This is a genomic window from Faecalimonas nexilis (assembly GCF_059731825.1).
In genome coordinates this window covers 3,364,390-3,390,401 of record NZ_AP029189.1, presented here as the reverse complement: position 1 = coordinate 3,390,401, position 26,012 = coordinate 3,364,390, and the positions used below count along the sequence as shown (strand labels likewise).

Here is a 26,012-nt window from a genome sequence, read left to right as displayed (position 1 = left end):
AAATATCCTTCCTTTTCAAAATTAAAAAGTTTGTTTTTCAGAGTTTTTGATTATGATTTCTAGTTTTTCAACATCAACGATATGCGTTAATTTACATTTAGGGCAGAAAAGAGGAAAATTTCTTAATACCGTATTATAAAATACTTGAACCCTCGTCTTTCCGTTACAAATTGGACATTTTATCCAATATTTTTCAAGCATAATATTTCTCCTTTTGCGCAAAAAAATGCAGGTCAATTCTCAACATGAGCATTGACCTGCATTTATACATATAATACTACAACAAAATTAAGGCATAGTTTTTATACTATGTCTATACGTCGTTAGTTTTGTTGTATAGCATACGCAAAATAAGCATGACAAAAAAGCCCATATTGAAAATGGGAAAAATCTTTTTTGATTTCAATGCTTATCGAATACGCATGCTATGTAACATAAACATTCCCCCCCTTTTATATAATATTATATACAAAAGCAGCTTGTTGTCAACATATATATATATGAATTATTTTGGCTAACTGATAGAACTACGTAGACATATCCAAGAAGAAAGGGGAACAGTAAAATGTAATAGGGTGAATAACTATGGCAAAAAGACCAGTACCACGATACGACTTTAAGGCTTTTGGGGCAGCGATAAAGGCAGCGCGTGAGGGATGCAAGGAGAGCCGCAAGAAAGTAGGCGACGAAATGTTTATCTCGCCGCGCTACCTTGCGAACATTGAGAACAAGGGGCAGCACCCAAGTTTACAGATATTCTTTGAGCTGATACAGCGTTACCATATATCCGTAGACCAATTCCTTTTAGAAACGCCGCCGGAGAAGAACACGCAGCGGCGGCAGCTTGACGCGCTTCTTGACGGTATGAGCGATACAGGCATACGGATTGTAACCGCAACGGCAAAGGAGATTTCCGAAGTCGAAAAAGAGGGCGAATAGGAATGTCCGACTTAAAACTGAACAGGATTTAGAAAGCGTTGTAATCTTTTTTGAGGTTGCAGCGTTTTTCTTTTGCGTAAGTTTGGCAAAATCGCTTTTTCTCCGTAGTAGGTGATAAGAGCCTAAAGGATAAAAACATTCGTAGCAAGCATAGGAAGCGGGTACCACTTCCGTATTTTCGCCCTCCCGCGCTGCGGCGCGTCGGTTGAAAATTGCTTGTTGGGAAGTGTCCCAAACCCTCGGAACGGAAAGGAAAGGAGCGAACACATGGACGGACGCAAAAGGACAGTGCAAATCAAATTCAGAGTGACGGAAGCGGAACGGGATTTAATACTGGAAAAAATGAAGCTCGTACCCACCCGGAACATGGCGGCGTATCTGCGGAAGATTGCCATTGACGGGTATATCATTCAGATAGACCACGCCGATATAAAGGCTATGACCGCAGAGATACAGAAAATCGGTGTCAACGTCAACCAGATAGCACGCCGCGTAAACGCGACGGGGAACGCATACCAAGAGGACATAGAGGAAATAAAGGGGGTGCTTGCGGAGATATGGCGGTTACAAAGATTAAGCCTATTAAAAGCACTCTAAGCAAAGCCCTTGACTATATCGAAAACCCGGACAAGACGGACGGGAAAATGCTTGTGTCCTCTTTCGGTTGCTCCTATGAAACGGCAGATATTGAGTTTGAATATACCCTGTCGCAAGCACTCCAAAAGGGGAACAATTTAGCCTTTCATCTGATACAGTCCTTTGAGCCGGGGGAAGTCGATTATCAGAAAGCCCATGAAATCGGAAAGCAGCTTGCCGACGCGGTAACAAAGGGGCAGCATGAGTATGTACTCACGACGCACATTGACAAAGGACACGTCCATAACCATATCATTTTTTGCGCGGTGAACTTTGTAGACCACCATAAATACAATTCCAACAAAAGGAGCTATTACGGCATACGGAACATGAGCGACAAGCTGTGCCGGGAAAATGGCTTGTCCGTTGTCGTCCCCGGCAAGGGCAGCAAGGGAAAGAGCTATGCGGAGTACCAGGCAGAAAAGACGGGTACAAGTTGGAAAGGCAAGCTGAAAACCACTGTTGACGCGCTTATCCCCCAAGTTTCCAGTTTTGAGGAATTGCTAACGCGGTTACAGGCGGCGGGCTATGAGATAAAGCCGGGGAAATATGTATCATGCCGCGCCCCCGGACAGGAACGCTTCACCCGCCTTAAAACCCTCGGCGCAGACTATACAGAGGAAGCCGTAAGGGAACGGATAGCGGGCAGACGGACAAAGGTGGCGAAAGCTCCCAGAGAGCAGCGCGGCGTGTCGCTGCTTATCGACATTGAGAACAGTATCAAGGCAGCGCAGAGTAAGGGCTATGAACAGTGGGCGAAAATCCACAATCTGAAACAGGCAGCTAAAACAATGAATTTCTTGACGGAACATAAGATTGAGCAGTACGCGGATTTAGTCAGCCGGATTGAGGAAATGGCAGCGGAAAGCGGACAGGCGGCAGACGCATTGAAGAACGCCGAAAAGCGGCTTGCGGAAATGGCGGTGCTTATCAAGAATGTTTCCACCTATCAAAAGACAAAGCCTGTCTATGACGCATACCGCAAGGCAAGGAACAGGGAGAAGTACCGCGCCGGACAGGAACAGGCAATTATCCTCCATGAAGCCGCCGTAAGGTCACTGAAAGCGGCGGGCATTGCGAAGCTCCCGAACCTCGCCGCGCTGCAATCGGAGTATGAAGCCCTCCAAGCGCAGAAAGAAGCCCTTTACGCCGACTATGGAAAATTGAAAAAGAAAGTCCGGGAATATGATATTATCAAGCAGAACATTGACAGCATTTTACAGGCAGACAGACAGCCGGAACGGGAAAAGGAAACAGAACGCGGATAAGGATAGCAAAATCCCCGCCGCTGTGCTATGATAGGGCTATCAAAAAGCAGAGGAGCGTTGAGCATGGAAAACCAGAAAATGCCGGAATATGAAACCATACGCGCCGCCGTTGCCGGGGAGAAATGGGCGGTGGAGAAAGTCGTGGATTGCTACAAGGACGAAATCGACAGGCTATCGACGGTAGCGGTCAGACAGCCAGACGGAAGCACGAAACAGGAAATCAACGAAGATATGCGCCAGTCTATCACAAAGAAGCTGATAGAAGCCCTCCCGCAGTTCCCGCTTGAAGAAATGGAAAAGGGAAATGTCAGATAGGCAAAAAAAGAACAGGGCGCGGAAGCCAGTATATGACTTCCGCGCCCTGTCTTTTTATGGGTGCTGTTTTCGTGAATGTTACGCAGTAGAACGCCATTTTCGGGGGTAAAGGTATAAAGTATCGCCTATCCGATTTTCACGCCCGGAAAGCCCTGTAAATCAAGGGATTTTCCGCACCTACTGCGTAACAGGGGTGCGTCTTTTCCTCATGCGCTCGGCAGCTTGTCTGCGGGTGATACGCTTCCGGCAGACGGGGCAGTATTTGACACTGTTAGAGGTTGACGCAAAGAACGCGCCGCACTCGGTACACTTCTTCTTGTCCCCTGTCTGGTAAAGCTCCGCATAGAGTAGCCTGTCGGCGGGAAGCACCGCAGCCCGGAACCACTTGCAGAGAAGCGAATAGGAAATGAGCTGCGGACAAACGCACTCGTCCCCGTCGTCCAGTAAGATACAGTTCCCGTTATCATAATTGCAGCACGTCCGGCGCACAAGGGCGTTGACTTTCCGGCTCTGGGGCGGCGTCAGCCGCTTAACCCCGTTCATACTTCATCAGCGGCGTAAATGGGAAGCTCTGCAAATTCCGCTTCGGTCAAAGCGTCCACTTTGGAAAGGGTGCGCTTTGCAAGCTCCCGCATATCCGCGTCCATGTAGGGCAGCGCGGCGTTGACATTCTCAATCAAAGCCCGCTTGCCGCCCTCGTTGTAAATGCTCAAAAGGTTTGTTTCTTCAACAGTCAGTCTAATCATGCTCATACCTCCATATCGTGATTTTTTGTTTTTGCCGCCGCCTTTTTCGGGGCGGTCTTTGCCTTGTCTGCTTTAAGCTGCGCCCGGATAGAGGGGCGGGGCTTCCTTATCTTCCTGTCCCGGTTCTCCCCCTTGTCAATCAGCGCATACGTCCCATGTCTGCCCTCGATTTTGGAAAAGGCAAGGGTCTTGTAGGGCAGCATGGAGAAAAGGCGGTCAGTGTCCTTTGTGGCTGCAAGCTGCATGAACGCCGGGGAAAGCTCTACCATGAAATGGGTCTTGTTGGGGCTGTTCGGCGTGTCGTGCCGCTTCATTTCCCGTACAATGCGCCGCGCTTCCGTTTCAATCAGCCCGTCCCGCAATGCGGCGATATGCGCCTTGAAATCCCCCGGCGGAAGCTGCTCCCGGCTGCGCCGTTCTTCCTGTAAGAGCGATTGCAGCGCGTCCGGGTCGTTGGGTACGGCTTCAAAGCGTTCAAACTTTCCAAGCTCATAATCGGGATTGCCGTTGAAAAACTGTCCGGCGGGTATCTCCCGTTCCCCATGCTCATAAATCAGCTTCACCGTATCGGCGGGCAGCTCCTTTTCCTTGACGCGCTCATAATGTTTAGCGTAGTCCAGTTCGTACAGATTGCCCTTGATTTTCCCGCGCTCCGTCCCCGTTAGCTCGATTGCATAGGCAAGGACGCGGTCGCTCGTCTGCTCCATGTAGAAACGCCATGTGTTGTGGGGCGCGGTGTCTTTGAGGAAAACGTCGCGCTCCCGGAAGCAATGCGTCCCGGACGGGCGGCAGAACCACAAAAGGGTCTTGTCCTCCTTGCGGGGGCTTGCCGCCGCCTTTGCGATAATCTCCTTGTCAATCTCCAAGTCGCTCTGGTAAAAGCCTGTGTTCTGCTTCATAACCGCATTGAGGGAAGCGAACAAATCCACGTTCTCAAATTTACTCTGTTTCGGCATGGGTCAGCTCCTTTCCAAATCCTGTAATTTCTGCTTTGCGTTTTTCTTCTGCGCCTTTTCCTTGTCAGCCCTAAGCTGCGCCCGGATAGAGGGCTTCTTTTCCGGCTTCGCTTCCTTGCCGCGCTCTTTGTCGGCTTTGACCGCGTTAGCCAGGTCAACAAGGGAAATTGTTTCTCCCGCCTTAACCTTTGCTTCCAGTTCGTCAACGGTAGGGGTGTTGTTGATGATACCGTCAAAGTTGTTGTCGTTCTGCTCTACGGTGTCCTCGATATGCTTCAAGGGGTTTGCCTTTTCCGGCTGCTCTGCGGCAACAGCAAACGCCCGCGTCCCGTTCCCCATAATCAGATACTTTCCGTCGTCCGACTGGTGGTGAAAGCCATATCCGGCGGCTTCTATCTGCTCCCGGCTCATGGCGGTCACATGGAAAGTCCCCCTCGGTGTCTGGATTGTTTCGCCCGTTGTCAGCTCGTCCGGGGTAAGCTGCTTCTGCTCCTGTAAAAACTCCGGCACTTGCCGGAAGCCTACGCTGTCAACGTAATGCGCGGTGTCCTGTCCGTTCTGATGAAGCACTACCACGTCCGAAACGGAAAGGCTGTGTCCCTTAAAATCTTTTGGGTGGTCGATATTGAAGCGGGTATAAATATCTTCAAGGGAAGTTTCCGGCGCAAGGGGCGCGGAATAGACAAGCTCATAGTTCGCTTTATCAACCACATTTCCCGCCGCCTGCAGGCGGTCGTAAGGCTCAAAGCGGAAGTCCCTTGTTTCGTCCCCGCCCTTTATCTGGTAAATGGAAAAGGTGTCCTTGTCCTGTCCGGTGGTCTGCGCCGTTTCCTGTGCCTTTGCGTAAAGCTGCTTTACGTCGCCCTCGGTCAGCTCGCCGCTTTTGAGCTGCCCCATAAGCTCGCGGCATTTCTCCGGCGTTCCCGTATAAAGCACGTCGCCCATTTTCGCCCGCCCGTTCTCCTGTGTCACATAGGCTTGCAAGAGGTGGCTGTTTTCCCGGCTGTCGCTGTAAGGGTTCCGGCGCACTCTGTAAATCGTTTCCGGGGTAAAGGCTTCTTTCGGGGCTGCTTCCGGCTTTTCTTTCCCGGCTGTATCTGCTTTTTTCGGGGCTTCCGGCTGTGGCGCGGCTTCTTGTCCCTCTCTGGTGGGCTGCTCCTGTCCGGCGGTCTGCTCCTTGTCCTGTGCCTTTTGCAGCTCCGCAAAATTCGCGTCTATGGAATTGATAATCTCGGCGGCTGCGCTGCGTATCGTTTCAAGGGAGCTTTTCAGCTCGGACAGCTCCCGCCCGCTGCTCCACCCGGCGACATAGCCGAAAGAATAGTCCGACGTGTCAAGCCCGTAATGTTGGCAGACGGTATAGGCGACGCTTTCCGCTTCGACTTCGCGGGTGCGGCGGTCAACGCGGGGTTGCTCGTCCTTTGGCGCGTTGAGGTCAATGTCGTGCAGCTTCGCATGGGCGATTTCGTGAATGGCGGTCTTTAAGGTCTGTAATTCGCTCATGCCCTCGTTGATAGCAATGCGCTTGTCCTCCAAGTGGTAGTAGCCATGAGAGCCGCCCTCGATATTCTCAAAGGCGATAGGAACGGGGGAAGTCTTTTCAAGGGCTGCGAAAAAGTCCTTATAGCGGTCAACGTCGCCTGTCAGTTCGTCAACGGCAATGTCCGGCAGTTCCTTTCCCTCGGTCTGGGAAACGTCAAAGACGGATACCACCTTGTAGGCGGGTATGGTGATTTCCTTTTCCTCGGTGACGGGCTTTCCGTCCTTGCCGATTATGGGCTTCTGCGTGTGCGGGTCGATTTTCTGCATTTCCTGTTTGATTTTATAGGGCGACGGGGCAATGATTTTAATTCCCTTTTGCCCTCTCATCACATTTCGCTCAAAGTTGTTCTTCCAAGCGGAAAAGCCCGCCAAAAGGGAAGCGTCCGGCTTCTGCATGGCGATAAGGACGGTGTTTCGGAAGCTGTAATTATGGAATTTTGACATGACTTTCAGATATTCCTTGTAACGCTCGCTGTCAAAGAGTTCCGTAATGCCCTGTTCCAGACGGTCGGTAATCTCTTTTAATTTCTCGGCGGGCTTCCCGGCTGTCAGCACGATAGGGATAACCGGGTGCGGCTCCTGTGGCTGCTCTGCGGCGGTTCGGGCGGTCTGCTCTGTGGCGGCTGCGTCCATAAAGGTCTTGTCCTGTCCGCCGCGTTCCGGCTGTGGGAAGCTCATAACGCGGTATTCTTTGGGTATCTCGTTTTCCGTTCCCCGATACCATTCGGTAAAGGTGTTCTGATTGTTATAGATATAGCCCTGTTCGGTAAACTGCCCCTTATCCTTGCTAACTGCGTCCCGCCCGTATTCTTCATACTTGAAATATTTCTTTGCTTCTTCGGGAAGCTCCAGCTCGTCCAGTTCGTCGATAAGATAATAACCGTAATCTTCTTCGCTGCGGACAGTGGGATAGAGCCAGTAACAGTCAAGGTTTTGTGCAAGGTTGATAAGGTCTTTCATGCTTCCGGCATACTCGCCATGTGTAACCGCCGCCGCAAATTTATCCTTGTCCCCGTCACTCTGCATTTCCAGAAGTTTTCCAAAATAATTCAGCTCGTCCATGCTTGCGCTTTGGATAACGGAAAGCGGCAAGTCAAAGGGGCAGTCCTCCGTAGAAGAATACCCGTTGATGAAAAAATCCTGCGGATTGTCTGCGGTAATGCCGACGCTTTCCATAGCCGCATGAAGCTGCTCTGTTGTGGTCGGCATGGGAAGCCACACGCCGCCCGGTTTGCCTGTTTCAAAGCGGCTGCGGCTGTCGATAAGAATTGAAAACTGCTCGTTTATGGTTTCACGCTCCTTTCTCTGTTCGGTGTCCTGTGGCGGCTCTGCTGTGGTGGGGGCTGCTTTTTCAGCGGTAGGCTGCGCCCGTTCCTCGCCCTCGATAGCATAGCCCGGTAAAAGCTGCCCGTTTACTTTGAAATGCTCTGCATACTCTGGCGGGATAGGCGGCGATACCTCGGTGAATAAATGCTGATAGGCTTTGATACGCCCATTCAGATATTTTTCCATAGCTGCCTTGTCTGCAAAGACTTTCCTTTCCTGTCCGGCGATTTTTGCCTGTCCGTAATTGTGGGGGCTGTTGGTGTAAATACTCCATGAAAGCGTCCACGAATAGGGAATGGATTTCTCTTTTTCCCTGTCATACCGGGTATTCTCGGATATGTGGTAGCGCATTTGGTAGACGCGGTTGCTGATGTGCTTCCCGTAGTCCGTAGCTTCCCACTGGTTCGCGGTATGCGTAGCTTCGGGTGTCCTCACATACTCAATGGCTTTGTCAATGGCAAGGGTCTTTCCCGCCTGTTCGTCCCATGCCGCCGCCTGTTCTTGCAAGGCTTCAAAAGCTGCCTGTTCAGCCGCCGCGTATTCTTCCCGCAATGCCTGTAACTGTTCTAAGGGCAGGGCGGTAAGCCCGGAAAGGTCAGCGGTCTGTTCCTCAAAATAAATATTTCGCTCTATCCGCATACTGTCAGCCGGGTCTAACTTGTCACGCTCAAACATGGAGTAACCTTTTTTCTTTTCCATTCATTCGCTCCTTTCTGAAATGGCGGCGCACCGCCGCGCTTTTGGGGTTCGCCCCGTACTACGGTGGGCTGTGCGTTATGCCAACAATTTTTTCATTTTTTTAGAGGGTTTGGGAAACTTCCCAACAAGCAAAATCCCCGTCCGGCGCGTCAGCGGCAGGACAGGGATTTACGGAAGTGGGTACCCGCTTCCTATGCTTGCTATTCAAGTTTTTAGTTCTTCTGTACTTCGATACGGTAGTTGACGTATTTCCCGCCAGTGTCAGCCAGAACGATAGTTCCGTCATAGGTCTTGCCTGTTTTCGGGGAATAGAGCTTCTTCACATTCACTTTGCCGGATTTAAGGAGCGCGGCGGCAATCTTCGCGGAAAAAGCGGTCTTGCGTTCCTCGAAAAAGCGGTCATTCTTCCACATGACAAAGGCACATTCTTTGTTGCTGCAATAATAGTTTTTCTTCCCCTCATGGACGGGGGAACCGCAACGGGGGCATTTGCCGACAGAGGGCTTTTCCTCCCGGAACAAATCCTTTTTCCCGTCCAGTGCTGCGGCGTGTGTCTGCACAAGCTCCCGCGCCATAGCTTCAATGCCGGACAGAAATTCGCCGGGGTCTGCGGCTCCCTTTGCTATCTGCGTCAGATTGTTTTCCCATTCTGCGGTAAGCTGCGGGGAAGTGAGCATATCCGGCAAGACTGATATAAGGGCGGCTCCGTTCTGCGTGGGGATAAGCTGCTTCCCCTTGCGCTCTGCAAAGCCGCCCTTTACCAGTTTTTCAATGACGGCGGCGCGGGTGGCGGGAGTGCCAAGCCCCCGGCGTTCCGCGTCCGGGTCGGTGTCCCCGTTCCCGGCTCGCTCCATAGCAGAGAGAAGCGACGCTTCGCTGTGGGGCTTCGGCGGCGTTGTGGTATGCTCCGTTACTTTTGCGGCGGGGTTAGGAAAGTTCTGTCCCTCGGAAAGCTCCGGCAGCGTCACGCCCTCATTTTCCCCGTCCTCTGCTTCGGGCTTATCTTTCAGCGTCGCCCGGTATCTGCGTTCAAGCTCTTTCCAACCCTCCGCAAGTACGGTCTTTCCCCTTGCGGTGAAGTCTGTCCCGGCGCATGAGAAAACCGCCGTAACCGCTTCATAAATATGCGGCTCGGCGGTGGCAAAAAGCAGACGCGCCCCCGCAAGGGTAAGGATATTCTTCTCGCTTTCCGGCAGCGCGTCCGGGTCAGCCTTTGCAAGCTCCATAGTGGGAATGATTGCGTGGTGGTCTGATACTTTCTTGCTGTCTAATACCTTTGCAATCTCCGGCGTGAAGTCCGCGCCCGCCATAAAGGGGAGCTTTTCGCAGAGCAGCGCGATAATGTCCGCTGCGGTGCCGCCCATGTCGTCAGTAAGAAAGCTGCTGTCCGTCCTCGGATAAGTAAGGAGCCGCTTTTCATAAAGGGATTGTGCAAGGTCAAGGGTCTGCTTTGCGGTGTAACCGAAAATGCGGTTCGTTTCCCGCTGCAAAGAGGTAAGGTCAAAGAGCTTTGGCGGGGCTGCGGTTTTCTTCTCTCTGGTAAGGGAAACGCATACCGCCTTTCCCGCTTCGCAAGCCCCTTTCAGCGCGTCGGCTTCTGCCTTGTCCGAAATCCTTTCGCTTGCCGCGTCCGCGCCGGATAAATCAAGGCGAACATGATAATATTTTTCTTTCTGGAAATGGGAGATAGCCGCGTCCCGGTCGGTGAGCATTTTTAAGGTCGGGGTCTGGACGCGCCCCACGTTCAAGGTCTTTCCATACAGGCAGGAGAAAAGCCGGGTGGCGTTAATGCCGATAAGCCAGTCAGCCTTTGCGCGGCAGAGGGCGGACGCAAAGAGCGCGCCATAGTCCCGCCCGTCTTTGAGGGAAGCAAAGCCCGCCTTAATCGCCCCGTCCTCCATTGAAGAAATCCACAAGCGGCGCATGGGCTTCTTGCAGCCCGCCACTTCGTAGACAAAGCGGAAAATCAATTCACCCTCGCGCCCCGCGTCACACGCATTTACCACTTCGGAAACGTCGGCGCGGTGCATAAGCTCTTTAATGGTTTTGAATTGCTTCCCCTTGTCCGGGTCAACGGCGTACTGCCATTCCTCCGGCAGAATGGGTAAGCTGTCAAAACTCCATTTTTTATATTGCTCCCCGTAGGCGGCAGCTTCCGCAAGCTGTACCAAATGCCCGACGCACCATGAAATGAGGTAGCCGCCGCCCTCGATATACCCGTCCTGTTTCCCCTTAATGCCAAGCGCGGCGGCGATAGTCTGCGCCACGCTCGGCTTTTCTGCAATCACAAGTCTAAATGCCATGAAAAAATCCTCCTTTCAGCGTTCCGGCGCGGTGTGCTTCTTCTCCTGTGCCTGTTTCAGACAATAGCCGATACAGGGGGATTGCGCCTTATAAGGGCAACGCATACACGCCGGGGATTTTGGAACGGGCGGCGCACTGTCACGCCGCCCGGTGGGTCTTTGTACCATCATTTTTTCTAAAGGGTTTTCGGTAAAAAGCGTCATGCTTCCTCGTCCTCCTGTTCTTCATCAGAAAGCCCGTCCCCCTCGTCCTCGTCGTAATCGTCAAAATCGAAATCTTCAAGGTCGGTGTCGCCCTTGACGTTCTGCTTTGGCTTCATAAACTTAAAATAATAGAACGCGCCCCCGCCGCCAAGAAGTGCCACGACAAGGAAAAGCACAAGCCCGCCTGTATTGCCTTTCTCTTTGGGCTGCTCTGTTGGTTTCTCGGTTTCCGGCTCCGCTTCCTTGCCGCTGCAAGCGGTCATGTTGTCCTTGCAGACAGGGCAGCTCACATTTACCTTTCCGGCTTCGCATTTATCGGTGCAACTGCAAACGGCGGGCGGGGCTGCTTCGGTGCTTCCGTCCTCCATGAGTGCCATAAGGTCGGCTTCGTCCACTTGATTAAGGAAATGTACGGTGTCCTCGCCCTCGTCGTCCCGGTCGATAAGGATATAAAAGTAATTGCCGTTTTTGGTCGTCACTGTGATAAGCTGCTTGTTGCCGCCGAAATCGTCTACAAGGGTCGCGTTCCCGTCCGGGGTAAGGGGTTCTTCCTTTTCGGGTTCCTCATAGACAACGCCGCTGTCGTCGGTCGCGTCCTGTCCCTCCGGGGTCTGTGCAAAGGCGGTGACGGAAAAGCCGCCCGTCAGCATGAGGGCGGCGCAGAGTGCGGTCAAGGTTCTAAGGATTTTCTTATTCATTCTCGGTGTCCTCCATTTCTTCGGTGTCGTGGTCTGCGGGTTCTGCGGGGTAGCCCGGCGCGGCTTCCATGCCCGGAATACCGCCGCCGGAAAGCATAGCGGAAAGCTCATGCGGGGAAAGGCGCATGGAGCGCACAAGCTGTACGATTTGCAGGTTTTCCGCTTCGGTTTTCTGCGCTTCAAGCCCCCTTAATCTGTTCTGGTACTCGGTGATTTTCTCGCGGGTCTTTGCAATCTCTTTGTCGATACGTTCAATTTTGTTCATAGCCATCAATAAATTTCTCCTTTCTTTGCTCAAAAATATGTTAATTCCAGTTCATCAGCCCATAGCCTTTGATACAGGAGTAATTGACGGGGTAGCTCTTTATCTTGCAGGCGTCGCCGGAATTGCCCTCGACGGTATAGACGCGCTCCCCGTCCGTTCCGATAACAAGCCCCACATGGTCTGCGCTCCCGTCCCCGTCCCAGTCGAAAAAGATAGCGTCGCCGGGGGCGATATTCTCATAGCCCCTCGCGCCCCATTGCCCGCGTGACTGGAACCAGGGTACGCCCTGTGACTGGCACCCGGCAAAGCGCGGCTCGCTCTTTCCGGCTTGATTGTAGCACCATGAAACGAAACAGGCGCACCATTCCACGCGGCTGTTAAATCCGTACCAGCTCCAAAAGGGTCGCCCGCCCACGTTGCCGACTTGCCGCTTCGCAAGGTCTACAACGGCGGTGTTGCCGGGGCGTGTGCCGTTTACAAGCTGTACGCCGCTTAAATCCTCGGACGCGCCCATATCGGGGGAGCCGCCGCCGAAAATCAGCGGTTTGTTTCCGCTTGTTTCCAGATAGACGCGGTACATTTCAAGCTGCTGTGGCGTTAGAAGTTCCTCCGCAATCTCGGAAATGGGCTTGTTCGTCAGCTTCACGTTGAGGATATGGTACTCGTAGGGTACTTCCTCGGTGGTCGTTTCCCCTGTTTCCGGGTCTGTGCTTGTTTCTGTGCGGTAGCGGATTTCCGTTTCTTCTGTCAGCGTCAAAGTGTACTGCATGGCAAAGACGCGATTTAGCTCTGCCTGTGCGCTCTGCGGGGTGTAGGTCTGTAAAAGGGCGGTGAGGTAGGACGCTAACTCATGGGGGTTATGCCCGATACTGTCAAGGTCATAGCGGTATTCGTCATAGCCGGGGTGGGTGCTTTCGATATTGTCAATCTGCTGCTGAAGCTCGTTTTCCTTTGCGGCGTAATTGTTCTCCGTCGCCACAAGGTCGCTGTCCTCCGACGTGTAGGAAGTCCCAAGTATGCCGTTCATCAAGCCGGAGAACATGGAACCGCAAGAGGAAAGCCCCGCCGATACCATGATGAATAAGAGTAGCGCGGCAACGGCGATACATACGCCCGCCGGGTGCCGCCCTACAAAAGCGATTGCCTTTTTTGTTTCCTCGGCGGTCTTTTTTGCCGCCTTGCGGGTGTTCTCTGCGGCTTTCTGCGCCGTTTTTGCGCCGCCTTTCCTTGCCGACTTTGCATACTGCCGCTTGATTTGCTGCTTCTGCATGAAGCGGGAAAGGGGATTGCCCGCAATCTGCGGATTGTCATGCAGGGCTTTATGGTACTGAAAATCCACATTCGCCTTGAACGCCGCTTTCTCTGCCTTTGCCGCCGCCCGGTAGGGTTTGAGCTTGTGGCTGTGGTAGCCCTCCTTGACTTTCCGCGCCCCGTACTTTGCGCCGCGCTCTGCCAGTTCTTCGGATTTGTGCGCCCCCTCAACGCCGGAATTGTCCTTTTCAACGGAATGTATCTTGTTGTGGACGAAAATACCCGCTTCCTGTGCGGGGCGGGATAGCGGGTTATTGTGGGGCTTATTCTTTCCTATGGGCTTTTCCTGTTCCTCAAAATGTAGGCGGGTCTTGCCTTTCCCGGTGGCTTCATCAAAGGTGCGCTCCCGTACAAGTTTCTTTTCTTTGGGGATAGCCGCCTTTGCCGCGTCCAGACGGTCGGCTGCTTTGTCCGATTTTCGGATATACCTTTCAAGCTCCGGCGTTGCCCGTTCCTCGTCGGTAAACTGCAAGCGGGAAGATTTTTCTTTTGCTGTGGCTTCTGCCTGTGCTTTCCTCGCCGCCTTTTTGCTCGCCTTTCTGGTACGCGCCCCGTCGATACGTTCCAAGACGCGCTCGGCTGCTGCGGTGTCCTGTTCCCGTTCTGCCCCCGGCGCATGGGGAAGCGGCGGCGTGTCGGTTAAGGGCGGGGAAGTTGCGCCGCCCGGTAGGGGCTGCGCTGCCTGTTCCGGCTGCGGTGGGGCTTCGGTCTTTGCAAAGTCCGCGTCCCTTATCCGCTTGCTGATACGTTTCTTTTTCCCGGTAGCGGCGTTTACCTCGACAGCCCCCTCGCGGGTCATTTTCTGCGTGACTTTTTCACGCGCCTTATATTGTTTTATGTGTCTGTCCCTCCAATCCGCGCCCTTGCAAGGGCGCAATACTCGGCGTTTATCTCAATGCCTATATAATGCCTGTCAAGCTGCTTTGCGGCTGCCCCCGTCGTGCCGCTGCCGAAAAAGGGGTCAAGCACAACGCCGCCTTTCGGACAGCCCGCCTTGATACAGGTTTCGGCAAGTTTTGGCGGGAACGCGGCGAAATGCCCGCCCTTGTAGGGAACGGTATTGATAAGCCACACGTCCCGCCTGTTCCGCATGGTCGGCATGAGGGCTTCGTCGTAGTAGCTGCCGCTTCGCGCCCGGTTAAGCCCCTGTACGTTCCCCTGTCCGGGTACTTCGTCCGCATATTTCTGTCCCGCGCTGCGCCCGGTGCGGTACCGCGCCGCCGTTGTGGGGGCTAACGGCTCGGCTATGGCGGCTGCGTCATAAAAATACTTCTTTGACTTCGTAAGCAGAAAGATATGTTCATAGCAGCGGGTAGGGCGGTCTTTCACGCTCTCCGGCATGGGGTTTTCTTTCTGCCAGATAATGTCGCTCCGTAAATACCACCCGTCAGCGCGTAGGGCAAAGGCTAAAAGCCAAGGGATACCGATTAAGTCCTTTTGTTTGCAGCCGGAAACGCGGTTGTTTCTTGCAATCTGCTGTCCGTTTCTGCCTTTCGGGTTCTTCGGGTCTGCATGGTAGCCTTTATTTCCTGTGCCGCAGTAGGTGTCCGCGATATTCAGCCAGAGCGTACCGTCAGAACGCAGTACCCGGCGCAGCTCGCGGAAAACCTCGGTCAGCCTGTCAATGTACTGCTCCGGCGTGTCCTCCCGCCCAATCTGCATATCAAGCCCGTAATCCCTAAGCGCATAGTAGGGCGGGCTTGTGACGCAACAGTGTACGCTTTCCTCTGGAAGCTCCCGCAAGGCATAGAGCGCGTCCCGGTTGATGATTGTGTCAGTTTTCAGCCCGTTCATGCTTCGCCCACTTCCTCCGGCTTCGTCGTCATTACCCGGTAAAGCTCGGTGTCTTTCGGGAAGCGGTCTACAAAGGGCAGCACCACGTTCCCGTAGAAGATAAGCCCCTCGCCCGCTTCGGTGTGGGTGACATACTTCATCTGCTGCGGGGAGATGTTGAGCTGCTTTGCAAGGATAGCCCGGTCGCCCGCCGCCTGATTGAGCATGAGGACAAAATCAGAGTTTTCAAAGATATTCTCCACTTCGCGGGAAGCAAGCAAATCTTTGACGTTCTGCGTGATTGCTGTGGGTATGCCGCCCCATTTTCTGAAACGCTTCCAGATTTCAACGGAATAGGCGGCGGTCTGTTCCTCTTTCAAGAGAAGATGAAATTCGTCCATAAAATACCGGGTGGATTTCCTTTCTGCCCGGTTGACGGTGACGCGGTTCCATACCTGGTCCTGCACAATGAGCATACCTAATTTTTTGAGCTGCTTCCCAAGCTGCTTGATGTCAAAGCAGACAAGGCGGTTTGAAAGCTCTACATTCGTCCTGTGGTTAAAGACGTTAAGGCTCCCGGAAACATAAAGCTCCAACGCCGCCGCGATACGCGCCGCTTCCGGCTCCGGCTGCTTCAAAAGCTCGTTGTAGAGGTCGCCCAAGATAGGCATTTTCTCCGGGTCGGGGTCTGCAAGGAAAGGGCGGTACACGTTCCTAACAGCGCGGTCAATGACGGTCTTATCGACGGGCTGCAAGCCCTCCTTGCCGCCTATGACAAGCTCGCAGAGGGAGAGGATAAAGTCGGATTTCAGCGCAAGGGGGCTGTCGTCCTCGCTGTAATTGAGGTTAATATCCATAGGGTTCACATACTGGGGCTTCCCGTCAATGCCCTTGCCCGTAGGCGATAACCGTATCACTTGCCCGTCAAGCCGCTGCACAAGGGAAAAATACTCTGCTTCCGGGTCGCAGATAATTATGTCGTCGTCGGTAATGAGGAAAGCGTTTGTCATTTCCCGTTTGGCGGCAAAGGATTTCCCGCTTCCCGGCGTACCCAAGATTAAGCCGTTGGGGTTCTTTAGCTGCTTGCGGTCGCAGAGTATCATGTTGTTACTAAGGGCGTTTAAGCCATAGTACAAAGCCGCGCCCGTCTGAAAAAGCTCCTGCGTGATAAAGGGGATAAAGATAGCGGTGCTTGACGTGGTAAGCCCTCTTTGAATGGGGATAAGGTTCTCCCCAAGCGGTACAGAGGACATAAGCCCCGCTTCCTGTTGGTAGTCAAGGCGGGTTAAGGCGCAGTTGTTCTTCTGTGCAATGCCCGCCGCCGCGAATACGTCATTTTCCAGTTTCCTTTTTGTGTCTGCCATGTTCACCACAAGGAACGTCAAGAGGAACATTCTTTCATTCCGGCTCTGCAAGTCCTGTAAGAGGTTCTTCGCTTCGCTGCCGAAAGTGGCAAGGTCGGACGGGATTATATCCATGTCGTAGCCGCTGCGTACCGCTTTTTTCTGTTCTTCGATTTTCATTTTGTCAAGGTCGGTGATTTTCCGCTTGATTGTCTTTATGGCTTCGGTCTGGTCGATACTGTGGATATGCAGATTGACGATAACGCCCGTTTCCAAGTCCAGAATGTCAGATAAGATACGGTCGTTTAATTCCGGCGCAAGGATTTCAAGGAATGAAACCGCGCCGATTTTGCGCCCCATGCGGAAATACCGCCCCTCGCCAAAACGGAAAGAGGACGGGGCGATAAAGTCCTTTGTGGAAAGCCCGGACGGGGCAAGCCATGAAAAATCAAAGGCAAACTGCCCGCCCTCCGGGTGGAAAATGCCATGCAGCATTTTAAGGCGTTCATAGCCTGTCATGGGGCGGGCAGACACGCCCAAGAGCTTAAAGTTGTTGAGTACGTCCGTTTCGATACGGGCAAGGCGGGATTTCGCCGCGCCCAGACTGTCGGCTTCAATGGCAAAGGTGATATATTTTGCTTTGACAAGCCCGTTGTTGCCCTTTGCAAGCTGGTTTTTCAGCATATCCCGGTATTCTGTGCGGATAGAATTGAAAGCGTCCTCCTGTGCCGGGATATTGACCGCCTTTTCCGCTTCGCCGCGCTGCGTCCCCTGATTGATGAAAGAGAGCTGCACCGAAACGGAAGCGTCAAAGTAGTTGAGGAAGTCGCACCAGTTCTCAAAAATGGCGGTCTTGTCGTCTGCCTGTGCAAGCTGATAGTTAATATCTTCAAAGGCGACGGTCTTTGAGTATTTCCGTCCCGTAACCTTGCAGATACCGTCCGGGTACATCTGGATATAAGGGATTGTCTGCTGCGCGGTGTGCGCTTTCCCGTCGCCCTTTGCCTGTCTGATGATTTCCGCAATCTGCTTTTTCTCGGCGCGGGTGAGCTTGCGGGGCGGGTTAGGCTTTGCGCTTCCCGCCGCGCTGTTTCTTCGTGTTTCCTTTTGCAATCGCTGATACCTCCTTTTCAAGTTTTCTCTGCCGTTCTAAGACGGAATAAAAGTTGTCTGTCCTGTATGGTCGTTCTTTGGGGGCTATGAATTTCGTCTGAATGATGTTCTTCACCACCACTTCAAGGGGCTGTCCATGCTTCTCATACATGGCAAAGAGGAAACAGGGCAGCATGACGGCAATCATAGCCATAGACGCAAGGCTTGTGCCTGTGCTGTCTTTGAGCAGAAAGAAAAGCGGCAAGCCGAACAGGAGAGCCGCCGCAAAACATACAATCTGCCGTTTGGTAAGGTTGAACGCTACTTTTGTCTTGACTTTGGATAAGTCTTTGGGTACGGGTACATACGCCAAGTGAAAACCTCCTTTCTCTGGGTTTGGTGTTGCTGTAACTTCCCATAAGGGTAATCAAGGCAAAGGTCAATCTATGCCCTTTGCCCGCCCGTATTATATGGGGGTTATCCGCGTCAAGGTCGGGTCGTATTTTCGCCGCTTCGCTCTGAAAATCTCCACCCTGCCCTTGACACGCCGCTAATGCGCGGAGAATATCGACTTCGCCAGTGCGCCGGATTTGAACAGGGAGAAACAGAGGATAACGGTATAGGCTGCAAGGGAGAATATCGCGCTGTGCAGATTGTCCGCTATTATCATGTTGTTTACCAGAACCGCGTAAATGCCGACGCATATCATAATGAGGAAGCCTTGAAAACCGATAGCGAACAGGGATTTGAGGTAGTTGTTTCCTATCTGCCCCCATTCCCGGTTCGTCATTGTTGCAAACGGGATAGGCGATACCGAACAGTAAAGGTAAATCTCTATCATGCGCCCGTAGAGGATAACGGTTATCAGTACGGACATGATTTTCATGCACAAGCTCACAAGGCTTGTTTCCATGACAAGTAAGAGCAGTTCGGGGATTTCCATAGCGTCAAGCCCGTCCTGCATGGAAGCAAGGGCGGCGGCAACATCAATCTCTGTGCTGCCGCCGATTACCCCCGCCGCGCCGGAAACAACGTGCTGCGCCATATCGAACACCGCCATAGTGATGTCAAAGGTGTGCGTCACAAGGTAGACTGCCACAAACGCCTTGAACACCCACTTGAAGAACATGGAAGTGTCAACGTCGTGCATATTGTTCTTTTCCGTTACCATGCTGATAAGCTCATAGCATAGGACGTAGGTAATGACAAGCCCCGCAATGGGTACGATTACATTCTCACTAAGGGTCTGTATCATGGAGAATATATTTGCGTTCCACCCTTGCGGGGTCTGCCCTACCTCTGCGGCGATAGTGCCGACTTTCTCGTTTACGTCCCCGAACATAGTTGACAGATTATCGTTTATGGCTCCTATGAGGATTTCCTTTATCCATTCGTTAATCGCGTCAAGTATGCTCTGCATAAGCCTTTACCCGCGCTTCTTAACCGAACAAGCCGGAAAGCAGCGGTACAAGGGTCATGCCGATAAGGGCAACGCCGCCGCCCGCCATAAGCTGCTTCATGCCCTGGCTCTTTACTTATGTGTGATAAAGAAGCAATAGAAGTGTAAAAAATTTTGCCGTTCCTATCCGGCACTTAGCTCTTGTGTCGGATAGGTCGGGCGGTTATTCGGGCAAGTCCACCTTGCCAACAAAAGAATAATAAATCTCAATGTCCTGTCTGCGGGTCTTGTTCTCGTCATAGCTGCACTCATGCACAACGATTTTCTCTACAAACTCCCGCAGCAGAGTAGGGGTAAGTTCTTCAAAGCTGGTATGCCGCCGGACAACATTCATAAACTTTTCTGCGTTCACGGTGGCTTCCTGTGCTTTGGAAAGCTCCGCTTGGATAGCGGCGGCTCTTTCTTTCAGTTCCCGTTGCTCCGCTTCATAGTCTGCCAACAGCTCTGTGAAACGCTCGTCTGATATGCGCCCGGTCACGCTGTCCTCATAAAGCCGCTTGAAGATAGCGGATAACTCGGCTATGCGTTTCTCGGCGGCTTCCAGTTCCTTTTTCTTGGCGGCGTTCCTGCGCTTGCCCCCGTCCTCGTTCTGCTCAATCAAGAGCTTTATAAACCGAGCTTCATGCTTTGCCGCATAGCTGGTCACTTTCCGCAGATTGGATAGTACACCAGCGGTCAAGAGGTCGGTGCGGATAAAGTGCGCCGTACAGTCATGGGTGCGTTTCTTGTAGTTGCCGCAGATATAACAGTCCTGCTTGCGCTTGTCCGTCTGGTATCGCTGCTGATACATGACGCTGCCGCAGTCCGCACAGAACAGTATGCCGGAGAACAAGCCCACTTCATCATAGCGGTTGGGGCGTTTGCGCTGCTTGCGAAGCTCCTGCACCCGTTCCCATGTTTGGGTGTCTATGATAGGCTCGTGGTGGTTCTCGAATATCGCTTGCTTTTCCTCCGGGTTTTCTACGCTATGCTTGACTTTGTAAGAGAGTTTTTCCGTCTTGAAGTTTACCAGACAGCCCGTGTATTCCCGGTTTTCAAGGATATGCACAACGGTATTGGTTGCCCACTTGCACTCATAGCCGGGGTGGTAGCGGCGGGTGCTGCCCGTCCTGCGGTATTCCAGCGTCCCCGGCGTGGGGATTTGCTGCTCTGTGAGCATACGGGCTATCTTGGTCGGACCGTTCCCGGCAAGGCAGAAGTTGTATATCTGCTTGACTACGGGTGCAGCTTCCTCGTCAATAATGAAATTTTCGTCCTCGTCCATGAGGTAGCCATACACAGGCTTGCTTGTGATGGGCTTGCCACTCATACCTTTTGAGCGTTTCACTGCTTTGATTTTCTTGCTCGTATCTCTCACCAGCCATTCGTTAAAGATATTCCGCAGCGGGGCAAAGTCATTGTCGCCCTGTGCGCTGTCCACTCCGTCATTGATAGCGATGAAGCGGACACCTTTCTGTGGGAAAATCATTTCTGTGTACATTCCCACTTGCAGGTAGTTTCGCCCTAATCTCGACATATCCTTTACGATAACTGTCCCGACTTTTCCGGCTTCAATGTCCGCAAGCATGGCTTGAAAACCGGGTCTTTGAAAGTTCGCACCAGAATAACCGTCGTCCGTGTACCAGCGCAGATTCGAAAAGCCGTTCTGCTTTGCATAGGTTTCAAGGATACGCTTCTGATTGGAAATGGAATTGCTCTCGCCTTGCAGCTCGTCCTCATGGGAAAGTCTTGGGTAAAGGGCGGTAATTGGTTGTTGGTTGGTCTGTCTTAACATAAAATTCTCCGTTTCCGACAGCCAGCCCCACTATTCCGTACCTTGATTGTACCACATGGGGCGGCTGTCTGTATAGCGGCAAAAGCGTCAAATCTGCTTCTTTATGGTCGGTCAAATCGCCGTTTTTTGTGTAGCAGATGATTGGGATTGCATAGTAGAAAAACTCTTGTTCTTATGGTAAAATGGAGCTAATCAATACAAGGGGGGTGTGACAATGAAAGGGTTTGTCCGTAACAATCAGTACCTTTCTCTTTGTGGTCTAAATTGTAAATTATGTCCTATGAATTTGGCAGGGCATTGTTCCGGTTGCGGCGTTGATAATCAAAGTTGTAAAATCGCAAAGTGCAGTATTGAACATGGGAAAATCGAATATTGCTTTCAGTGTACCAGCTTCCCTTGTGACAAATACGCTCATATAGATGATTTTGATTCTTTTATAACTCATCATAATCAAATGAATGACATGGAAAAAGCCAGCCAGATAGGGATTCCCGCCTATAATGCTGAACAGGAAGAAAAGCGCAAATTATTGGATTTCCTCTTGTCACACTATAATGACGGGCGCAGAAAAAATCTATTCTGTGTTGCAGTCAATCTCTTAACGATTAAAGAAATTGAAAATATCTTGCAAACAGTTAAATCCGATAAGGATTTTCAAAGTATGGGGAAGAAAGAACAGGCTTCTGTTATCGCAAAACTGTTGCAGGATATAGCTGCTCCAAAAGGCATTGAGTTGAAACTTCGGAAAAAATAAAGTTGTTACTGATATTCCAGCGGTCATGCCCCCCCGGCGTGACCGCTTTTCCATGTCATCACTTATGCGCTGAACGGTGGCGTATGTCCGGCAGCAGCCTCCGCTTCCAGCACTTTCATCATCTTGTCGGCTGCGGTATCGGTTGCGCCCTGCTTGAAGAAGCCGGAAACGGTAAGGACGGAGTTGCCCATGCGGATTTCCGTTACACAGTCCGGGCGGCGGTCTGTTTTGGTGGTGCTTGTCTGTTTGGTTTCTGTCATAGGCTCTCCTTTCGCTGCTTCATCAGTTGCTTTAAGCGTTCCAGCTTTTCCTGTGCGGTTTCCTTTCGGAAATTGCTGCCCGTGAAGCGAACGGGGGCGCACATGGAAGTCAGCCTGTCATAGATACGGGCATGGGGCGTGTCCTGCGGGTACTGCAATTCCTCCAGCGTGAGGTTGGTCGTGGCGATCAGCGGCTTGCCGCTTCGGTAACGGCTGTCAATCACGCTGTAAACCTGTTCCAGCCCGTATTCTGTTCCTCGCTCCATACCAAAATCATCAAGTATCAGCAGGGGGTAGCTGCAAAGGCGGGAAATATATTCGTTCCTGCCATCAAAGCTGGCGGCAAGGTCATTGAGTATGGTTGCAAAGTTTGTCATACAGACGGCAACCTCTTTCTCCATAAGGGCGTTGGCGATACAGGCGGCAAGGTAGCTTTTTCCTGTCCCCACGCCGCCCCAAAACAGGTAGCCGATATTTTCAGCCTGCATGGTTTCCCAGCTCTCCACATAAAAGCGGGCAGTTTCGGTCTGTGGGTTTCTGCCGTTGTCATGCTCAAATGTCCAGTTCCGCATAGCGGGGTCGGTAAAGCCCCGGCGTTTCAAGTCCTCCACTTTTTCAAGGTGCTTCTGTCGGCTTTCGGCGGCTTGCTGCTTTTCACGGGCTGCTCGCTGGCAGTCGCAGTCTGTTGGGTGGCGGTCACGCCCGAAACAGGTCTTTCCCTCTGCAAAGTAGGCTTCTTTGGGCGTATGGCACTTGCCGCAGTATAAACGCCCGTCCTCGCCTGTGTAGTCCTCCGCTTCGGCGGTAGTGGCTGTAATGTCCGTAATCATAACTTCAATCTCGTTTTTCATAAGCTCTCGCCCTCCTTGCATGAATAATCGGGTATGCCCTGTTTCGGGGCAGCCTTGCCTTTGGCAGCGTCCTCCTGCGCCCACTTGTAAATGGTGGCTGCATGGCTGTGGTACTGCTTCCCGGTGGAAGCGATATGGCAGGAAAGCCGGTCAATATAATACTCCCACTTGTCGGGCAGCTCTGTTTTCAACCCGGAAAGCTCTGTATCGGTCAGTATCACATTGTTGTATCTGCCATAAGCGGCGGGGGCGGGGTGTCCCGTTTCTCCCTCTCTCTCTTTTTCTATCTTTATCTCTTTCTCTAACTCTATCTCTATCTCTGGTGGACGAATGTCGGACAAATGTCCGCCTTTTGTCCGGGACGGTAAAAGTGCCTTGTTTTCGAGCCTTGCAGCCCGTTTCCTTTCGGCTTCGGTAGAGGACTGTCCTATCATCAGCTCAATGTCGGTCATATAGAAAGTCCCGCTGTCAAGCTGCTCCACAAGCCCCAACTGCCGGAAAATCTCTAAAGCCCTTTCAACCGTCCCTATCTGGTGGCGGGTCAGTGTCGCTATCATCTGCGCTGTGTAGGGGATATGCTCGTCAAGCTGCAACTTCCCGCCGTTTTTCAGCGACTTTAAGTACAGCTTCAAGAGGATATTAGAATATAAAATCCCGTCTTTCATATCTTCCAGCAGCACAATGGAGTCGCTGTCAAAAAAGTTCTCTTTCAGCTTGAGGTAGTAATACTTGCGGTTATCTGCCATTGTCCCTGTCCTCCTTTTTCCGGCGTTTGGAGTAGTAGCGGGGGCAGAGTATGATAACCGCCCGGAAGCTCTGTTTGCAGCTATGGGTACAGCCCCGGCAGAGGTCGTTGTATGTGATACGGTCGCAGGTGGTATTCCCGACTTTTACTTGCCGCAGGAAAAAAGACCATTCCAGCCGCCGTTTCTTGCTCATTCTTGGCATGGGTGCGCTCCTTTCTGCCGTTTCCGCTGGTGTGGCGGTATCGGCGGTAATTCTGTATCATCTCGGTATCATTTTCGGGGTTTTTCTGCCCTGTAAGCCCGTTAAAAAACCCTTTGGTATTGCGGATAGGGTACGGGGCAGCCCCCTTGTTCTGTATGGGTTCGGGTACATTTTGGGGTGGTTTTTATCGCTCCTGTTCCTGCCTTTTCACAGGCTTGCGTTCCCGGCGTAAAATCTGGTTGATATTGCCCTTGACAGTCTGTAAGCGGCGGTATTCCTCCCGTTTTGCCCGGTAATCGTTGTAGCCGCTGTTTTTCTCTTGGATAAGGCTTTCAATCTCGGCTTGTAGGGCTTTATAACTTGGCAGCTTGGAAATGCCGTTCTCCCTGAAATAGCGGGCGGCTGCGTCTGCTATGATAAAGTCGCTTTCATGCTTTTCCCGGTAGGCTTTGCGTGCCTTATCGGTTTTCTGCTTTTTCAATCCGTCACGCACATCTCTTGTCTTGGCATAGGCAAGCACCTGCCGTTGCAGCTCCTTTTTCCCGTTCAGCGTCTTTTCCACCTGCTTCAGCTCTGTAAGGCTTTCCTGCATAGCGGCATAGGCGGCAGAACAGGCTTCGTCCAGTTTCTCCTGGGAAGAAAAGCCGTATTGCTGGTAGGCAGTAACGGTAGCTGCCATCTGCTTTAGGTTGTGCTTTGCCGCCCAGCGGTCATAGCCCACGCCCTTGCCCTCGGCTCGCTTGGCTTCCCGGTCAACCATGCGCTGCAAGGTGTTGTCTGCCGGGGTGGTTTTTGCGGCTTTTTCCTCCCACAAGCGTTCCTTTTGGGTGTGTGGGTATTCGGGTATGGCTATGGTCTTTTCGGCGGCTCTGTGGGCGTTCTGCGTGAGCAGGGCAAGGACAGCAGCCTTGTCAAAATCTTCCCCCAGCTTCCGGGCTGTGATAGGCTTTGTCCTGTCCGGCGTGAGGTAGGAAAGCCGCCCCCGGCTCTCCTTGACGGTCACACCCTCCCGCAGCAAAAGGGAAGAAAACTCGTCAAAGCTGGTAGCTTGGGAAAATGCCTGCCGTATCGTCCGGCGCAGCTTCGCCTTGTCCGTTTCAAACTTGGTGGGCTTGGTCGGCTGTCCGGCGGCTTCTCTGGCGGCGTTCTCTTTATCAAGGGCAAGCTGCCCTTTCTTTGCCGCCCAGTATTCCCGTTCCGTTATCCGTTCCTTGCTGCCGTTCAAGAGGTCGATTTGGTAAAGCCCCTCCCGGTGGCACATCTCCATGACTTCACTCTTGAAATATTCCATAGCGGCGTTGGTGCAGCGGTGCTTGCAGCCCTCCCGTGTATCGGCTGGTCTGTCCATGTAGGGCAGAAGCGGGACTTCATAAATCCGCAGGGAGTTGATGACGATATGCACATGGATATTGCCGCTGTGGTTATGCCCGTCCGGGTGGGTGCATACAAGGGCTTGGTGTCCGGGAAAATGCTCTTTACAGAACTGCTCGCCCAACTCCTGCGCCCGGTCTACGGTCAAGCCGTTGTCTGTCCCGTCCCGTGGGTCAAAGGAAATGATATAGTGGTGGCTTTTCACATCTTCCCGTTTTTGGTTTTTCTCATAGCGGAGATTGGCTCGCATACAGGCAACAGCGAAATCCCCGCCCCCGCAGTTGAGGGAAGAAATGCGGTAATCCTCCCTCGGTATCAGCCGCCCGTTTTCATCAAGGGTGGGCTTCATGGTAAACTCGTCATGCTCAAATGTGAGGTAGGCTTCCGCTGCGCCATAGTCGGCATTTTTAGAGCTGATATGTTTGAATGTTGCCAACAGCGTCACCCACTTTCTGTAAGACTTCAAACTTTAGGGCAGCAAGGTCGGAAACCGCCGCCCGTACTTCCCCGGCAAGCTGCGGATAGGGACTGTGCCACTCGTTCAGCGTCCGGGCTATCTGGTTTAAGTTGCCGCCGATCCTGCCGTATTCGGCGGTCAGCTTCCCGACAGCGGCAAGTAGCTCGTCATTGACGGGGGAAACGGTTATGATGGGGCGTATGGCTGCCCCGGTTATGGCTTGCCGGATAAACTCGGCTTGGCTCATGTTGTAAGCAGAAAGCCGCTGGGCAAACTCGGCGTATTCTTCCTCGGTCATGCGTGTTTTGACTACCCGGCTGCGGTGCGGTGTGTTGTATCGTTTTCGCATGGTAAAACCTCCTTTCTGTGCGTGGTGTCCTCTCACTAATAGGAGAAAAACGGGGTGTGAAGCGGAACTGTTTTTGAAAAATCCGAAAAAATATTTTGAGGGATTTTTAAGCGGCGCAAGCCGCATAAGCAGGGTTTGGGGAAGGCACTCCCCAACAAGATTCCCGCAGGGGCAAAATGAGCGAAAAGCGAATTTTGGTACTGCGGTAGAATCTTGCTCTAAGAAACTGCCGGACTGCCGTTCACTTCCTACTGCCACTTTTTCAGAAAATCTATAACCAGCTTTTTTATAAAAGGCTGCGGGCTGGCGTTCTTCCTCTTACTCCCTACAACACCGCAAAAAGCAAAAATGACGGACTTTCCGGCAAGAACTT

26 protein-coding genes and 1 pseudogene are annotated in these 26,012 nt (G+C 52.4%); 5 read left to right on the top strand and 22 right to left on the bottom strand.

Annotated elements, in window-relative coordinates:
* Positions 1 to 21 precede the first annotated feature (21 nt).
* Positions 22 to 201 carry a cysteine-rich KTR domain-containing protein gene (locus AC6I5B_RS16775; protein ID WP_002588768.1) on the bottom strand — a complete coding sequence of 60 codons (180 nt, stop codon included), beginning with the start codon at positions 199 to 201 and terminating at the stop codon, positions 22 to 24.
* 384 nt (positions 202 to 585) lie between these two features.
* Here AC6I5B_RS16775 and AC6I5B_RS16770 point away from each other — a divergent pair, with 384 nt between their 5' ends.
* The 4 genes from AC6I5B_RS16770 to AC6I5B_RS16755 all read left to right on the top strand — a co-directional run bounded on the left by AC6I5B_RS16770 (position 586) and on the right by AC6I5B_RS16755 (position 3,158).
* Positions 586 to 939, top strand: a complete 354-nt coding sequence (locus tag AC6I5B_RS16770; RefSeq protein WP_002569186.1) for a helix-turn-helix transcriptional regulator — start codon at positions 586 to 588, stop codon at positions 937 to 939.
* A 267-nt stretch (positions 940 to 1,206) separates the two neighbouring features.
* The gene (locus tag AC6I5B_RS16765) at positions 1,207 to 1,536 is read left to right on the top strand and encodes a plasmid mobilization protein (protein WP_002569185.1); all 330 of its coding nucleotides are present in this window, start codon (positions 1,207 to 1,209) and stop codon (positions 1,534 to 1,536) included.
* Entirely contained in the window at positions 1,497 to 2,843 is a 1,347-nt protein-coding gene (locus AC6I5B_RS16760) for a relaxase/mobilization nuclease domain-containing protein (protein WP_002569184.1), read from the top strand. The genes AC6I5B_RS16765 and AC6I5B_RS16760 overlap by 40 nt, the downstream gene beginning before the upstream one ends.
* 63 nt (positions 2,844 to 2,906) lie before the next feature.
* Positions 2,907 to 3,158: a helix-turn-helix domain-containing protein gene (locus AC6I5B_RS16755; RefSeq protein ID WP_002569183.1), complete on the top strand. Its 252-nt coding sequence runs from the start codon at positions 2,907 to 2,909 to the stop codon at positions 3,156 to 3,158.
* A 177-nt stretch (positions 3,159 to 3,335) separates the two neighbouring features.
* Here the strand turns inward: AC6I5B_RS16755 and AC6I5B_RS16750 are convergent, their stop codons facing one another.
* From AC6I5B_RS16750 to AC6I5B_RS16680, 15 genes and pseudogenes are all read right to left on the bottom strand, one after another.
* Positions 3,336 to 3,701: a cysteine-rich VLP domain-containing protein gene (locus AC6I5B_RS16750; protein WP_002569182.1), complete on the bottom strand. Its 366-nt coding sequence runs from the start codon at positions 3,699 to 3,701 to the stop codon at positions 3,336 to 3,338.
* Positions 3,698 to 3,910 carry a transposon-transfer assisting family protein gene (locus tag AC6I5B_RS16745; RefSeq protein ID WP_004607965.1) on the bottom strand — a complete coding sequence of 71 codons (213 nt, stop codon included), beginning with the start codon at positions 3,908 to 3,910 and terminating at the stop codon, positions 3,698 to 3,700. The genes AC6I5B_RS16750 and AC6I5B_RS16745 overlap by 4 nt, the downstream gene beginning before the upstream one ends.
* A complete protein-coding gene (locus AC6I5B_RS16740) occupies positions 3,907 to 4,860 on the bottom strand; it encodes a hypothetical protein (protein WP_002569180.1) in 954 nt (317 codons plus the stop codon). The genes AC6I5B_RS16745 and AC6I5B_RS16740 overlap by 4 nt, the downstream gene beginning before the upstream one ends.
* Before the next feature lie 3 nt (positions 4,861 to 4,863).
* Positions 4,864 to 8,427 carry a YodL domain-containing protein gene (locus AC6I5B_RS16735; protein ID WP_002569179.1) on the bottom strand — a complete coding sequence of 1,188 codons (3,564 nt, stop codon included), beginning with the start codon at positions 8,425 to 8,427 and terminating at the stop codon, positions 4,864 to 4,866.
* A gap of 212 nt (positions 8,428 to 8,639) precedes the next feature.
* Positions 8,640 to 10,730, bottom strand: coding sequence for a DNA topoisomerase 3 (locus AC6I5B_RS16730; protein ID WP_002569178.1), 2,091 nt, complete (start codon positions 10,728 to 10,730; stop codon positions 8,640 to 8,642).
* Between the two features lie 15 nt (positions 10,731 to 10,745).
* Entirely contained in the window at positions 10,746 to 10,934 is a 189-nt protein-coding gene (locus tag AC6I5B_RS16725; RefSeq protein WP_002569177.1) for a hypothetical protein, read from the bottom strand.
* Complete coding sequence (locus AC6I5B_RS16720) at positions 10,931 to 11,632, bottom strand: DUF4366 domain-containing protein (RefSeq protein WP_002569176.1); 702 nt, start codon at positions 11,630 to 11,632, stop codon at positions 10,931 to 10,933. Before AC6I5B_RS16720 ends, AC6I5B_RS16725 begins: the two co-directional genes overlap by 4 nt.
* Positions 11,625 to 11,903: a DUF4315 family protein gene (locus AC6I5B_RS16715; protein WP_002569175.1), complete on the bottom strand. Its 279-nt coding sequence runs from the start codon at positions 11,901 to 11,903 to the stop codon at positions 11,625 to 11,627. Before AC6I5B_RS16715 ends, AC6I5B_RS16720 begins: the two co-directional genes overlap by 8 nt.
* Positions 11,904 to 11,937: 34 nt before the next feature.
* Positions 11,938 to 14,007, bottom strand: coding sequence for a C40 family peptidase (locus AC6I5B_RS16710; RefSeq protein ID WP_002569174.1), 2,070 nt, complete (start codon positions 14,005 to 14,007; stop codon positions 11,938 to 11,940).
* A 35-nt stretch (positions 14,008 to 14,042) separates the two neighbouring features.
* Positions 14,043 to 15,002, bottom strand: a complete 960-nt coding sequence (locus AC6I5B_RS16705; protein WP_002569173.1) for a DNA-methyltransferase — start codon at positions 15,000 to 15,002, stop codon at positions 14,043 to 14,045.
* Complete coding sequence (locus AC6I5B_RS16700) at positions 14,999 to 17,437, bottom strand: VirB4-like conjugal transfer ATPase, CD1110 family (RefSeq protein ID WP_002569172.1); 2,439 nt, start codon at positions 17,435 to 17,437, stop codon at positions 14,999 to 15,001. The genes AC6I5B_RS16705 and AC6I5B_RS16700 overlap by 4 nt, the downstream gene beginning before the upstream one ends.
* Entirely contained in the window at positions 17,388 to 17,789 is a 402-nt protein-coding gene (locus tag AC6I5B_RS16695; protein ID WP_002569171.1) for a PrgI family protein, read from the bottom strand. Before AC6I5B_RS16695 ends, AC6I5B_RS16700 begins: the two co-directional genes overlap by 50 nt.
* Before the next feature lie 177 nt (positions 17,790 to 17,966).
* On the bottom strand, positions 17,967 to 18,836 hold the full coding sequence (locus AC6I5B_RS16690; protein ID WP_015524262.1) for a VirB6/TrbL-like conjugal transfer protein, CD1112 family: 870 nt from the start codon (positions 18,834 to 18,836) through the stop codon (positions 17,967 to 17,969).
* Between the two features lie 19 nt (positions 18,837 to 18,855).
* A pseudogene (locus AC6I5B_RS16685) lies at positions 18,856 to 18,948 on the bottom strand (Maff2 family mobile element protein); the annotation flags it as partial.
* Between the two features lie 90 nt (positions 18,949 to 19,038).
* On the bottom strand, positions 19,039 to 20,649 hold the full coding sequence (locus AC6I5B_RS16680; protein WP_497773465.1) for a recombinase family protein: 1,611 nt from the start codon (positions 20,647 to 20,649) through the stop codon (positions 19,039 to 19,041).
* A gap of 214 nt (positions 20,650 to 20,863) precedes the next feature.
* Here AC6I5B_RS16680 and AC6I5B_RS16675 point away from each other — a divergent pair, with 214 nt between their 5' ends.
* On the top strand, positions 20,864 to 21,403 hold the full coding sequence (locus AC6I5B_RS16675; protein WP_055246193.1) for a DUF3795 domain-containing protein: 540 nt from the start codon (positions 20,864 to 20,866) through the stop codon (positions 21,401 to 21,403).
* 62 nt (positions 21,404 to 21,465) lie between these two features.
* On the opposite strand, the gene AC6I5B_RS16670 is transcribed toward AC6I5B_RS16675, so the two are convergent.
* From AC6I5B_RS16670 to AC6I5B_RS16645, 6 genes are all read right to left on the bottom strand, one after another.
* Complete coding sequence (locus AC6I5B_RS16670) at positions 21,466 to 21,663, bottom strand: transposon-encoded TnpW family protein (protein WP_009320846.1); 198 nt, start codon at positions 21,661 to 21,663, stop codon at positions 21,466 to 21,468.
* Positions 21,660 to 22,514, bottom strand: a complete 855-nt coding sequence (locus tag AC6I5B_RS16665; protein WP_497773464.1) for an ATP-binding protein — start codon at positions 22,512 to 22,514, stop codon at positions 21,660 to 21,662. The genes AC6I5B_RS16670 and AC6I5B_RS16665 overlap by 4 nt, the downstream gene beginning before the upstream one ends.
* The gene (locus AC6I5B_RS16660) at positions 22,511 to 23,260 is read right to left on the bottom strand and encodes a phage replisome organizer N-terminal domain-containing protein (protein ID WP_373131021.1); all 750 of its coding nucleotides are present in this window, start codon (positions 23,258 to 23,260) and stop codon (positions 22,511 to 22,513) included. Before AC6I5B_RS16660 ends, AC6I5B_RS16665 begins: the two co-directional genes overlap by 4 nt.
* On the bottom strand, positions 23,250 to 23,462 hold the full coding sequence (locus AC6I5B_RS16655; RefSeq protein ID WP_005927784.1) for a hypothetical protein: 213 nt from the start codon (positions 23,460 to 23,462) through the stop codon (positions 23,250 to 23,252). The genes AC6I5B_RS16660 and AC6I5B_RS16655 overlap by 11 nt, the downstream gene beginning before the upstream one ends.
* Positions 23,463 to 23,646: 184 nt before the next feature.
* The gene (locus AC6I5B_RS16650) at positions 23,647 to 25,269 is read right to left on the bottom strand and encodes a relaxase/mobilization nuclease domain-containing protein (RefSeq protein ID WP_373131020.1); all 1,623 of its coding nucleotides are present in this window, start codon (positions 25,267 to 25,269) and stop codon (positions 23,647 to 23,649) included.
* Positions 25,241 to 25,639: a plasmid mobilization protein gene (locus AC6I5B_RS16645; RefSeq protein ID WP_025486349.1), complete on the bottom strand. Its 399-nt coding sequence runs from the start codon at positions 25,637 to 25,639 to the stop codon at positions 25,241 to 25,243. Before AC6I5B_RS16645 ends, AC6I5B_RS16650 begins: the two co-directional genes overlap by 29 nt.
* Positions 25,640 to 26,012: the final 373 nt, after the last annotated feature.